Raw genomic sequence first — 11,853 nt, 5'->3', positions numbered from 1 at the left:
CTCTATAACGCCGCCTTAGACGCCGGTCTGAAAATTGAGGAGCGTCACGCCCACAGTAAAGCGGTGCGCTATGTTCCGGAGGGGCGTGATGCCACCGTATCCTATCCCGACTTGGACCTGTGTTTCATAAATAATAAGGATGGGCCGGTGATCATCAAAGCTGGATTGGGCGGCAGTCACTTATGGGTTAAAATCATGGGGAGGTCTAAATGAGAATATTTTATTTTTCCTGGAAAAGGTTGGGCATCATAGTGGGGTTGGTTTTTGTCCTGGGCATAAGCTCATTTCTTGCCGCCTCGGATGGGGGAGGCGAGATGGCCGCCAGCGGCAGCGGCGCTATCTATCAGGGCTCAACCGGGAGCAAGGCGGTGGCTGTCACCGTCAATGTAGACTGGGGGGGAGAATACATACCGGCTATGCTGGAAGCCTTGCAGAAAAGCAACGCCCGGGCCACCTTTTTTGTAACCGGGAGCTGGGCGGAGAACAATCCTGAACTGATGAAAACCATAGCGGCGGCCGATCACAGCATACAAAACCACGGCTACAAGCATGTTCACTTCAACAGCCTCAAGGCGGCCCAGGTACAGGAGCAGATCAAACAGGCTGAAGATGTCATCTTCGCGGCCACCGGCAAGAAAAGCCAGTTCTTTGCACCTCCTTATGGGGAAAAAAACCCCTCCCTGGTTGCAGCGGTGAACGCCGCGGGCTACCAATATATCATGTGGAGCGTGGATACCATCGACTGGCAGAAGCCGGCTCCGCAGGTCATCGTTGAGCGGGTCATGAAAAAGGTCCATAATGACGCCATTATCCTCATGCATCCCACCGAACCCACCGTTAAAGCACTGCCTGAGATCCTGGCCGGCCTGAACCAGCAGGGCTATAAAATGATGACCATTGAGGAGCTGCTGGCTTCTCCCGAACAGCAGCCATAACATGGGTGGGAACAGAATGAGAAGAAGCTGCATAATAATAATGATTACGGCGCTGGCAGCCATGATACTGGCCGGTCTGTGCCAACCGGAGCCGGCCCTGGCAGCCCCGGCCACCACCTCAAAATACGTCTGTCTCCTGGACTCTGCCAGCGGCCAGGTTCTGTACGGGCGCAACATGGATGAGAAACGCCAGGTGGCCAGCACCACCAAGATGATGACCGCCATTCTGGCGGTGGAATACGCCGGGCTCAACGAAACCGCGGTGGTGAGCCAGCATGCGGATAAAACCCTGGAATACACTATCGGTTTGAGAGCAGGCGCCACACTGACTGTGGAAGAGCTGTTGAAGGCGGCCCTCTTGCGTTCCGCCAATGATGCCGCAGTCGTCCTGGCTGAACATGTGGCCGGCGACGAAATGCTGTTTGCCCACCTGATGTCAGTAAAAGCCTTTGCCATCGGAGCGGTTCACACCCGCTATGAAAACGCTTCCGGACTTCCTGGCAACAAGCAGCACAGTACGGCTTACGATCAGGCGGTTATCGGACGCTACCTGATGACCGACCCCGTCCTGAAACCCCTGGTAGGCAGCAAACAGGGCTACTTTAAGCACCCTGACTACCGGGAAGCCCTGTTGCTCAATAATACCAACACGCTGCTCTCCAGCTATGCCGGAGCAGACGGCATCAAAACCGGCACCACCAACGCCGCCGGCAAGTGTTTGGTAGCCTCGGCCACCCGGCAGGAGCGCCAGCTGATCGCGGTGGCCTTGAATTCTTATGACCGCAGCGGGGATTGCAAACGTCTTCTGGACTACGGCTTCAATCATACCGGCCCGGTTCTGGTGGTAGACAAAGCCGAGCCTTTTAAAGAACTAGCCCTGGAAGGCGGCCGGGAGAACAGCGTCCCGGTTTATCCCGACCGCGATATTTACCTGTGGCTGGGGGACTCCCAGCTTAATGTTGAAAAAAGGGTATTATTGAACTATGATATAAAGGCACCTGTGGCAAAAAATCAAAATTTGGGAACGCTAAAGGTATATGTGGAGGGCAAGCCTATGGCTGAAGCCAATCTGCGGACCGAGGCCGAATACAGGCAGAGACCAGGTTGGGCGGTCCGCATGCTCAACGGGCTGGCCCGGCGCTGGGGTATTTTTCCCGGCTCGGTTGAAAACGACCCATAAATTAGCTGGAGGTATAGGCGTGATTAATAGTTGTAGGCTTGATAATGGCTGTTTTTTAGTCACCGAAGAAATTCCCTATGTCCGCTCAGTTGCCATTGGCATATATATACGGGTGGGATCCCGGCATGAACCCGAGCATATGAAGGGAGCCGCTCATTTTATCGAACACATGCTGTTTAAAGGCACTGAGAGCCGGTCAGCCCGTGATATTGCCGAGAGTTTCGAAAGCATCGGGGGGCAGCTCAACGCCTTCACCGCCAAAGAATACACCTGTTTGTACGCCCGTACCCTGGACGAGCATCTTCCCATGGCCATGGATATACTTTTTGATATGCTTTTTAAGGCCAAATTCGCCTCCCGTGACTTTGAAAACGAGAAGAATGTCATCATTGAAGAGATCCACATGTATGAAGACACTCCCGACGACCTCATACACGATGTTTTCTCGCGCCGCATGTGGTCCGAACACCCCCTGGGTTCCCCCATTCTAGGCACCAAGGATTCGGTCTCCGCTTTTGACCACAAGAATATCTGCGATTTCTACCAGGATCACTATCAGCCCGGCAACATGGTGATTGCGGTGGCCGGCAACATCAACGCCCAGCAGGTTAAAGACGCCGTTTGCCAGCACCTTGACGAACAGCCCTCTTCAGGGTTTAATATGAACCATGCCGCCCCGCAGTCCTATCATTGTTTTACCAATCTGGTGGACAAAGCCACCGAACAGGTGCAGATCTGTATCGGAGTGCCGGGAATCACCTATTTCGACGAGAGACGGCATGCCTTAAACATCATGAATAACATATTCGGAGGAGGCATGAGTTCCAGGCTGTTCCAATCCCTGCGCGAAGAGCTGGGACTGGCCTATTCAGTCTACTCATATCCCGCCTCCTATTCAGATAGCGGGGCCTATTCCATATATATCGGCACTGGCCCCGGCCGGATAGACACCTGCTTCGAGGCCCTGTACCGTGAGATCAGGAGCTTTTTGCAGCAGGGCATCACCGTACTGGAACTGGAAAGAACCCAGCAGCTGATCAAATCCAGCATGTATTTAGGACTGGAGAATGTGATGAACCGCATGAGCCGGCTGGGCAAATCGATAATCATGTACGGAGAGGTGCATCCCCCGGAAGAGATCATGTCCAGGATACTGGCGGTCAATGCCGATATGGTGCATGAACTGGCCCAAACCCTCCTGGACAGAGAGCCTTTTTCACTGGCGGCCATTGCACCCCAGGAGACCCTTAACCAGGTGGAGAAAGCTTTTGACGAGCACTGGATAACTTGCAAAAGATAAGGGATAAGAATGCCCCGGGCCCGGTTGTATGGCGGCAAGGCCCCGACCGCCCTGGCAAAGCGTAATGATGCCCCCGCCCTGGGCGATTTTCGTCATCGGCCCTGAATCACTTGCCGATAAGCCGATTTGGAGAGGAGAATTTATCTGTGGAGGTATTGATCAAACGCCTGCATTCTTATGACCTGCCCTGGCCGCAGTACATGACTCCGGGTTCTTCGGGGGTTGATCTGCATGCCGCCAACCAGGAGCCGGAGAGCATTGCTCCCGGCAGGGTCAAACTGATTCCCACCGGTATTGCCGTAGCCATCCCCGAAGGCTATGAAGCCCAAATCAGGCCGCGCAGCGGACTGGCCTTAAAGCATGGCATCACCTTGCTGAACACCCCGGGAACCATCGACGCCGATTATCGCGGGGAAATCATGCTAATCGTCATAAACCTGGGGGACAAAGAGTATATTGTGAAAAGAGGGGACCGGATCGCCCAAATGATTTTTACCAAAGTGGAAAGACCACAGCTGGTGATAAGCGAGAGTTTGGACGAGACCGAACGCGGAGCGGGAGGATTTGGGCATACCGGCCTGTAGGAGGGCTGATGAATGCGTTTAAATGAATTGGTGGGCAAAGAAATGGTCAATATCTATGACGGCATGAGAATGGGCACCGTTGGCGATTCGGATATGCTCATCGACGAGGAGAACGGCCGCATTATTTCTATCATCCTCCCCAACCGGGGCAATGCCTTTACTTTCTGGGCCGACAGGCAAAAGCTGGTGATCCCCTGGGAGGCTATAAAGAAGGTGGGCCGGGAGGTTATAGTAGTGGAACTGGATCACACCCATATGCGATTGAAGAACAGCTCTATGTAAACCGGCTTAAAACGGGGCTTACCGCTCTAGAAGGGCGGCAGCCCCTTTTTTTATGGTCCTGCAGTGATTCGGGCATGCTAGTGAAAAAGGGGGTTGATCGATGAAAGAATCCGACATTCAACAGGGTTCCTTCCCGCCCTGGAGCAGAATACCGTCACTGCAGGATATGTGCCGTGAGGCGGGGATCGGCCATGACCAGCTCATCGAGGCCATTGCTCAGGGCCTCGGCACTGAGGAGGCCGCGCAGCGGATGAAGGTCAAAAAGGAAACTATGGAATCTCTTTATGAGCATTTTTACCGCTATGGCATCAGTTCGGTACAAGGCGGCGATTAAATTTTTAATTCGGGGCCGGGTTGGGAATTCAACCCGGCTAAAGACTTTTTACATAACCTTAACAGCCGCATGCCTTGAAAATTCCCGGCGAATAGGATAATATATGTTAAATTTTATGAGGAGGCCGCACAACATGACCGATAAGTTTGCTAAAGAGGGTCTCACTTTTGACGATGTGTTACTAATACCCGGGCGCTCTGAGGTATTACCTAATAAGGTTGACGTTTCTACCCGGCTGACCAAAAGGATTCGCCTGGAGATTCCCATCATGAGCGCCGGGATGGACACTGTCACCGAATCGCGCATGGCTATAGCGGTAGCCCGCGAGGGAGGCATTGGCATCATTCACAAAAACATGAGCATCGAAGCCCAGGCCAAGATGGTTGATCGGGTGAAGCGCTCCGAACACGGCGTCATAACCGACCCTTTCTTTTTATCACCTACGGATAAGATCAGGGATGCCCTGGACATCATGGAACACTATCACATTTCCGGGGTGCCGGTTACTGAGGGCCCCCGCCTGGTGGGGATCATAACCAACCGCGACATTCGCTTTGAAACCGATTTTGACCGTTTGATAGGCGACGCCATGACCAGCGAAAGGCTGGTGACGGCTCCGGTAGGAACCACCATGGAAGGGGCCCTGGAGATCCTGCGCAAATACAAAATCGAGAAGCTGCCCCTGGTGGATGAGGACTTCAACCTCAAAGGCCTGATCACCATCAAGGATATCGAAAAAGCCTATAAATACCCCAATTCAGCCAAAGATAGCCGGGGCCGGCTCCTGGTGGGGGCTGCGGTAGGCATAACCGCCGACACCCTGCAGCGGGTCGAAGCATTAAAGCACGCCGGGGCGGACGTGGTGGTAGTGGATACGGCGCATGGCCATTCCATGGATGTGGTAAGAATGGTCGAAACCATCAAAAACAATTATCCCGACCTGGACTTGATTGCCGGTAATGTGGCCACTGCAGAGGCCACCGAGGATCTGATAAAAGCCGGGGCCGATGCCATCAAGGTGGGAATGGGGCCAGGCTCCATCTGCACCACCAGGGTTATAGCCGGCATCGGAGTGCCGCAGATTACCGCCATTGCCGATTGTTCTGCAGTAGCGGGCCGTTATGATACACCCATTATCGCTGATGGGGGAGTTAAATTCTCCGGGGATATTGCCAAAGCCATCGCGGCCGGCGCAGATGTAGTCATGCTGGGGAATCTCTTTGCCGGAACTGATGAAAGCCCTGGCGATACCGTTATATTACAGGGCCGCAGCTATAAAATCTACCGGGGTATGGGTTCTCTGGGGGCAATGTGTGAAGGCAGCAGTGACCGCTACTTCCAGGAAGGCCAGCAGAAACTGGTTCCGGAGGGCATTGAGGGACGGGTGCCTTACCGCGGCTATGTATCCGACACCATCTTCCAACTGGTGGGAGGCCTTCGTGCCAGTATGGGCTACTGCGGGGTGGCCAATCTATATGATATGAAAGCCAAAACCCGGTTTATCCGCATTACCAATGCAGGCCTGGTGGAAAGTCATCCCCACGATATAGCCATAAGTAAGGAAGCCCCCAATTACCAGGTAATCGTATAATGTTAATAATGGCGGTGGTCAGAATTGCCGCTGCCGGTTTGTTAGGCATCATTATAGGCAAGGCTTCCAGGTCGGATCCGGGGGCGCGCCTGTTTGCCCTGGTGGCTATGGGAAGCGCCCTCATGTCGGTGGTATCCACCGAGTTTTTCAAATTGTTTGTCCTCCCCGGAAATGTGGATCCCGGCCGTTTGGCCGCACAGGTTATTTCTGCCCTGGGCTTCATCGGCAGCGGTTTGATCTGGTTGGGGGATAACAAAGAGGTGCGCGGCACCGGCGCGGCCGCCGGCCTGTGGTTGACCGCCATCCTGGGAATGCTTTTAGGAGCAGGGCTGACTACGGTCACAGCAGGTGCGGCCATTTTTACGGTATTGGTTCTGGTCTTCGGCAATCTCATCAATGTCGATAAAATCCTGGGCCCCAAAACCGAAAACATCTATGTGAAAGAAAAGGAAGATGAGTAATGGCAGGGAAGGTGACGAAAAGGACCGTTCCCAATTGTCATTTCCAGCTGCGTCAGGCCAAATAAAAACGGGGGTTGTCCCCCCGTGAATGCGAGTCTGCGTCGGTGTTAGTAGCTGTGCTGGCTGGCAATGTTACGCTCCGCTATTTCGATCGCTTTGGCCACGATATTCCCACAGTTTCGGGAGCTGACCGCTCCCCAGCCCTCGCTTGAGACAATATCGGCTACACCCAATTCCTTGGCAATTTCATATTTGAGGCGGTCCGACATTATGCTTCTTTTACGACTCACAACTCAACCTCCTTTTTTAAAAACTCGCATCCATTATATTTTTTGAAAATGGGCGGAGAATATAGCCGGTATTAATACGGTAAAATGTAAGGACTTCACAAATGATTAATTTAGAATAAACTAATAAGTATATTGAGCGGAGGTTTAAAAAATGAGATACGAAGGCGATATATATAGGCCACCCAGTGAAGCTAACAGTTATATACTGCAATGCACGGTCGGTTGCAGCCATAATAAATGCACCTTCTGCGGAATGTATAAAGGCAAGAAGTACCGGGTGAGGGATATAAAGGAAATAATAGCCGATATTCGCATGGCCAAATTGTATTTTCAACAGGTAGAAAAGGTATTTTTGGCCGATGGCGATGCTTTGGCCATGGATACCGCGGACCTGATCACCATCCTGGATGAATTACACCGGCACTTCCCTGAGTTAAGGCATGTGGGCATTTACACCAGTCCGGACAGCATTCTCAAGAAAACGCCGCAGGATTTGAAGACCCTGAGCGAGCACGGCCTCAACATGGCCTATCTGGGAGTGGAGACCGGTGATAAAGAACTATTGAAGTCGATATGCAAAGGGGTTACCTACGAGGAGATGGTGGAAGCGGGCCGAAAAGTCCGGGAAGCCGGGATACCGCTGTCGGTTACTCTGGTTCTGGGATTGGCCGGGCGCACCCCCCAAGCAGTGGACCATGCCATAAAAAGCGCCCAGATTTGCAATGAGATCAACCCCGATTATATCGCGGCCCTCACCATAATGCCGGTTCAAGGCACGGTGCTATATAAACAGATTCAGCAGGGCAAATTTGAGGTGCCGCAGCCCTTTGAGATCCTGGAGGAACTGCGTCTCATCATCGAAAATCTGGAGGTCACCGATTGCGAATTCCGCAGCAATCATGCCTCCAATTATCTGGCGATCAAAGGGCGTTTGCCGGAGGATAAACAGAAAATCCTGCGCTTGATCGATGAAGTTATCAAGCGCCATAATTCAGAATATTTACGCCCGGAATATATGCGCAGACTGTAATAATAAACCGTGCGTTATGTATACTTGGTGCAGATGTTCCAATTTATGTTATAATTCTTGAATATATAGAGTCCCGGGATTCAAGTAGGGGGATTGGTTATGCGGCTTTTTGGCAGAAAAGATGAAGAACTATTTATGCTATTCAACGAAAGCGCCCGGGTGGTGGTAAGAGGCGGCGCCATCCTGGAAGAGGTTGTAAACAATTATGCCGATCTGGACATAAAAATGGCCAAATTGACCGCCCTGGAGCATGAAGGCGACCGCATTATAGAAGACCTGGTAAGACATTTGAACACCAGCTTTATCCTGCCTTTTGACAAAGAGGACGCTTTTCAGTTGTCGCAAAAGCTGTCCACCACTATGGATTATATCACCGGGATCATAGACCGGATGATTCTGTATAAAGCCGGTGAACCGGATGAGCGGGTCAAGGAAATGGTGCGGGTCTTAACCGAATCCCTGCACCTGCAGCAGGACGCGTTTGGCATGCTGGATAAAGTGGAACGCAATAAAAAAGAAATCTTGAGCATCTGCGATGAGATTTCCAAATTGGAGAGAAAACAGGACTCACTGTATCGCACCGGCGTGGCTTCGCTGTTTGAGAACCATGAAGACGACCCGATTTCGATTATCAAATGGAGAGAAGTATACGAGCACATCGAAATGGCCCAGGACTACACTCAGGATGTAGCCGAGCTCTTGACCAACATATGCGTTAAATATTCATAAAAAGACAGGGAGAAAAGACAGGGGGACGGTTCTTTCGTCCCCCTGTCTTTTTGGCCGTGCCTTTCAAATCCAGCGGCGGTAGCGGAAAAACATCAGCATGCCGCCTACCAGGGTGATCATGCCCAGGGTGAGAACCCACACAAAGGAATCGCTGCCCGCCCCGGGAAGATAATTCAGGTTCATGCCGTAAAAACTGGTTATCACCGTCAGGGGCATCATGACTATCGAAATAATGGTCAGAACCGTTATGATTTCACTGGTGCGTCCATTTATGATGGAGTAATAAGTTTCAGTCGAGCTGTTTATAAGATCACGGTAGGTGCTGGCCGTGTCCAGTATGCTGTCCATGTGATCGACCAGGTCCAGGTAATAAGGCCGGTTTTCCTCGTTGACCAGGAAGGAATAATAGCCGTTAATGCTCCCGAAGATGCGCCGCTGGGGAATCATCACCTTGCGCAAGAGGATGATGGTGGTCTTAAGCGCCAGTATTTCCTCGGTGATCTCCTGCCCGCGATGAATAAAGATGTTGTCTTCCAGGTCGTCGATCCTCTCTCCCAGCCGCTCTATAATAGGGAAACACTCATCTACCATGTTGTCCACAATCCGGTATAACAGGTGCTCGGGACCCATATCCATGTAATTGCCTTCCTTGAGGCATACCCGGGCCACTTTTCCCACCGCGGTCAATGCCACCGGGTGTATTGTCACTATATAATTGGGGCCCATGAATACATCCAGCTCAATACTGGTAATCTCGTCTTCTTCCTCAGCTTCTTCAAAATAGCGCAAGCCATGGAAAACGAAGAAATAATAATCATCGTAACGGTCCAGTTTAGCCCGGGGGCTCTCCTGTAAACAGTCTTCCAGGGCCAGGGGATGGAATTGGAATAAATCGCCGATATAGTGGAGCTCACTGGCAGCGCAGTCATAGAGGTCAATCCATAACAGGCTTTCCCTCGAGGCCAGCAGTTGATCTAATTGAGACAAATCGACATCATGCCAGACGGTTTGCTGTTCGTGGCTGAAATAATAGGTTTTGATCATGTTCAACCCTCCTTTTGCGGAGGATTACATGACCGTAAAGCAGCGGCAGTTAATCCCCCATGCATTATTATATTTACCAAATGAAGAAAAGGATTTTCGTAAAGGTATGGGTTCCATTATCCACCACCGCCTTTCCAAGTAAGATTCTTTTAATTTATAACCCGATTGGGGGGGCTTGTCAATAGTGCGGCCCTGTAAGGCCTTTATCCGGGAATGAAACCATCCATAAATGGGTATTTTTAGGTAAGAAGGAGTGGTATCATGACCCGGAAGCGCCTATTGTGGCTATACATCCTGATTTTTGTAGTGGTGAGCAGCGGATTCAGCCTGCAGCTGCCGGCTTTTCAGGTACCCCAGCCCAGCGTGGTCTATGATGTCAACGGCAAAGTCATTAAAGGCTTGAGCAGTGAGAATCAGATCGTGATCCCTTTGGAGGATATACCTGATTCTTTTAAAAAGGCGGTCATCGCGGTGGAAGACAAAAATTTCTACAGCCATCACGGCGTGGACCCGGCCGGCATATTGCGGGCCTTAATAGCCGACATCAAAGCCGGCGAGGTAGTGGCAGGGGGCAGCACCATCACCCAGCAGACCGCGAAGATATTATATCTTACCAATGAACGCACCCTGACCCGAAAAATTAAGGAACTATGGTACACTATTATTCTCGAACGGAAATACAGCAAAGACGAGATACTGGCGCTGTACTGTAATTCCATCTATTTCGGCCAGGGTGCTACCGGCATAGAAGTAGCGGCGCGCACCTTTTTCGGCAAGGAAGCCCGCCAGCTGACTGTGCCCGAATCCACTTTGCTGGCCGGACTGCCTAATTATCCTTCCGGTTTTGACCCGTATGTGCATCCTGACCGGGCCAAAGCCCGGCAGGAGGTGGTCCTGGAACGCATGGCGGCTGAAGGCTATATAACCCAGGCGGAGAGAGACAGCATCGCCCAACAGCCGCTTAAGTACAAACGGGACCATGCCATTATCGGAGACGCTCCCTATTTTGTGGCTATGATAAGGGAATATCTGATCAAGCAGTATGGGGAGAATATGGTTTTTCAAGGCGGGCTCAAGGTCTATACCACCCTGGATCTGACCATGCAGCAGGCTGCCGAGCGGGCCCTGGCCCAGGGGATGAAAGGCCGTCCAGAGGCCCTGCAAGGGGCACTGGTGGCGGTTGATGTCAGCAACGGGCAGATCCGCGCCATGGTGGGAGGGCGGGATTTTACGCAATCCAGTTACAACCGAGTTTTTGCCACCCGGCAGCCCGGTTCCACATTCAAGCCCTTCATGTACTCCCTGGCCCTGTCTTCCGGATGGACCCAGGCCGATATGATACCCTGTGAGGAAGTGGAGTTCCCGGTGGCCGGAAGTCCGCCCTACAAGCCTACTGATTACGGGGATGAGCCCTACCACTGGCGCGATTTTACACTAAAAGAAGCGGTGATGAAATCTGACAATGTGGTGGCGGTAACCCTGAATGAGCGCCTGGGACCGGCCAGGGTGGCCCGCTACGCCGAAAATTTCGGTTTTTCAGGCATTAAGCCGGTGCTATCCCTCCCGCTGGGGTCTACCGAAGTGACCCCGCTGCAGATGGCGGCCGGGTATGCGGCCTTCGCCAACAAAGGGGTTTACAGCGCGCCCTATTCGATCATTAAAGTTGTGGACTCCAATGGCAAAGTCATGGAAGAGAACCGGACTCAGCAGAAACGATCCGTCTCTGTCAACACTGCCTATTTGATCACCGATATGCTCACCGGGGTCATGCAGAGCGGAGGCACCGGAGCCCATTTGAGATCTGCAGTAGGCCGGCCCTGCGCGGGCAAGACCGGCACCACCGACGAGTTCAAAGACGCCTGGTTTGTGGGCTACACCCCCTATCTATGCTGCGCGGTCTGGGTAGGCTACGACGACAACCGCCAGGTCAACCAGTCCGGCGGAGTGGTGGCCGGACCCATTTGGGCCAACTTCCTGGGCATGGCCGGGGCGGCCTTTCAGCCCTCCGATTTTCCCCGGCCCGAGGGCATCAAACGGCTGAATATTTGTATGGACAGTGGATTGGTGGCGGTGGAAGCCTGCCCCCGGCCGGT

14 protein-coding genes are annotated in these 11,853 nt (G+C 52.5%); 12 read left to right on the top strand and 2 right to left on the bottom strand.

The window, feature by feature from the left end; translation table 11 throughout:
• From B3W37_RS09330 to B3W37_RS09290, 9 genes are all read left to right on the top strand, one after another.
• The coding region (locus B3W37_RS09330; RefSeq protein WP_483175510.1) for a VanW family protein at positions 1 to 213 on the top strand (213 nt) is incomplete at its 5' end.
• On the top strand, positions 210 to 935 hold the full coding sequence (locus B3W37_RS09325; protein ID WP_481039999.1) for a polysaccharide deacetylase family protein: 726 nt from the start codon (positions 210 to 212) through the stop codon (positions 933 to 935). The genes B3W37_RS09330 and B3W37_RS09325, both read left to right, overlap by 4 nt.
• Positions 936 to 951: 16 nt before the next feature.
• Entirely contained in the window at positions 952 to 2,115 is a 1,164-nt protein-coding gene (locus B3W37_RS09320) for a D-alanyl-D-alanine carboxypeptidase family protein (protein ID WP_483169911.1), read from the top strand.
• A 19-nt stretch (positions 2,116 to 2,134) separates the two neighbouring features.
• Positions 2,135 to 3,415: a M16 family metallopeptidase gene (locus B3W37_RS09315; protein ID WP_483169910.1), complete on the top strand. Its 1,281-nt coding sequence runs from the start codon at positions 2,135 to 2,137 to the stop codon at positions 3,413 to 3,415.
• 146 nt (positions 3,416 to 3,561) lie between these two features.
• The gene (gene dut / locus B3W37_RS09310; RefSeq protein ID WP_481039993.1) at positions 3,562 to 3,999 is read left to right on the top strand and encodes a dUTP diphosphatase; all 438 of its coding nucleotides are present in this window, start codon (positions 3,562 to 3,564) and stop codon (positions 3,997 to 3,999) included.
• Between the two features lie 12 nt (positions 4,000 to 4,011).
• Positions 4,012 to 4,281 (top strand): YlmC/YmxH family sporulation protein, encoded by a 270-nt coding sequence (locus B3W37_RS09305; RefSeq protein WP_481039991.1) that lies wholly within the window; start codon positions 4,012 to 4,014, stop codon positions 4,279 to 4,281.
• Positions 4,282 to 4,381: 100 nt separating this feature from the next.
• Positions 4,382 to 4,615: a helix-turn-helix domain-containing protein gene (locus B3W37_RS09300; protein WP_481039989.1), complete on the top strand. Its 234-nt coding sequence runs from the start codon at positions 4,382 to 4,384 to the stop codon at positions 4,613 to 4,615.
• 133 nt (positions 4,616 to 4,748) lie between these two features.
• Positions 4,749 to 6,206, top strand: a complete 1,458-nt coding sequence (gene guaB / locus B3W37_RS09295) for an IMP dehydrogenase (RefSeq protein ID WP_483169906.1) — start codon at positions 4,749 to 4,751, stop codon at positions 6,204 to 6,206.
• Positions 6,206 to 6,667 carry an MgtC/SapB family protein gene (locus tag B3W37_RS09290; protein WP_481039985.1) on the top strand — a complete coding sequence of 154 codons (462 nt, stop codon included), beginning with the start codon at positions 6,206 to 6,208 and terminating at the stop codon, positions 6,665 to 6,667. The genes guaB and B3W37_RS09290 overlap by 1 nt, the downstream gene beginning before the upstream one ends.
• 107 nt (positions 6,668 to 6,774) lie before the next feature.
• Here B3W37_RS09290 and B3W37_RS09285 read toward each other — a convergent pair whose 3' ends face one another.
• Positions 6,775 to 6,957: a small, acid-soluble spore protein, alpha/beta type gene (locus B3W37_RS09285; RefSeq protein ID WP_481039983.1), complete on the bottom strand. Its 183-nt coding sequence runs from the start codon at positions 6,955 to 6,957 to the stop codon at positions 6,775 to 6,777.
• A gap of 151 nt (positions 6,958 to 7,108) precedes the next feature.
• Here B3W37_RS09285 and B3W37_RS09280 point away from each other — a divergent pair, with 151 nt between their 5' ends.
• Complete coding sequence (locus tag B3W37_RS09280) at positions 7,109 to 7,987, top strand: radical SAM protein (RefSeq protein WP_483175509.1); 879 nt, start codon at positions 7,109 to 7,111, stop codon at positions 7,985 to 7,987.
• 99 nt (positions 7,988 to 8,086) lie between these two features.
• Complete coding sequence (locus B3W37_RS09275) at positions 8,087 to 8,716, top strand: DUF47 domain-containing protein (protein WP_481039979.1); 630 nt, start codon at positions 8,087 to 8,089, stop codon at positions 8,714 to 8,716.
• A 63-nt stretch (positions 8,717 to 8,779) separates the two neighbouring features.
• Here B3W37_RS09275 and corA read toward each other — a convergent pair whose 3' ends face one another.
• Positions 8,780 to 9,760, bottom strand: a complete 981-nt coding sequence (corA, locus tag B3W37_RS09270; RefSeq protein ID WP_481039977.1) for a magnesium/cobalt transporter CorA — start codon at positions 9,758 to 9,760, stop codon at positions 8,780 to 8,782.
• Between the two features lie 261 nt (positions 9,761 to 10,021).
• On the opposite strand from corA, the gene B3W37_RS09265 reads away from it, so the two are divergent.
• A partial coding sequence (locus tag B3W37_RS09265; RefSeq protein WP_483175507.1) for a transglycosylase domain-containing protein occupies positions 10,022 to 11,853 on the top strand: 1,832 nt, incomplete at its 3' end.

It is taken from the genome of Syntrophomonas sp. UBA5494 (assembly GCF_002426325.1).
This window is presented reverse-complemented; position numbering and strand designations above follow the sequence as displayed.

What these genes read in the sequence shown, in the direction of transcription:
- B3W37_RS09325 (WP_481039999.1), top strand. Translation starts at nt 210, where the DNA reads ATGAGAATATTTTATTTTTCCTGGAAAAGGTTGGGCATCATAGTGGGG.
- B3W37_RS09290 (WP_481039985.1), top strand. Translation starts at nt 6,206, where the DNA reads ATGTTAATAATGGCGGTGGTCAGAATTGCCGCTGCCGGTTTGTTAGGC.
- B3W37_RS09275 (WP_481039979.1), top strand. Translation starts at nt 8,087, where the DNA reads ATGCGGCTTTTTGGCAGAAAAGATGAAGAACTATTTATGCTATTCAAC.
- corA (WP_481039977.1), bottom strand. Translation starts at nt 9,760, where the DNA reads ATGATCAAAACCTATTATTTCAGCCACGAACAGCAAACCGTCTGGCAT.
- guaB (WP_483169906.1), top strand. Translation starts at nt 4,749, where the DNA reads ATGACCGATAAGTTTGCTAAAGAGGGTCTCACTTTTGACGATGTGTTA.
- B3W37_RS09300 (WP_481039989.1), top strand. Translation starts at nt 4,382, where the DNA reads ATGAAAGAATCCGACATTCAACAGGGTTCCTTCCCGCCCTGGAGCAGA.
- B3W37_RS09320 (WP_483169911.1), top strand. Translation starts at nt 952, where the DNA reads ATGAGAAGAAGCTGCATAATAATAATGATTACGGCGCTGGCAGCCATG.
- B3W37_RS09305 (WP_481039991.1), top strand. Translation starts at nt 4,012, where the DNA reads ATGCGTTTAAATGAATTGGTGGGCAAAGAAATGGTCAATATCTATGAC.
- B3W37_RS09280 (WP_483175509.1), top strand. Translation starts at nt 7,109, where the DNA reads ATGAGATACGAAGGCGATATATATAGGCCACCCAGTGAAGCTAACAGT.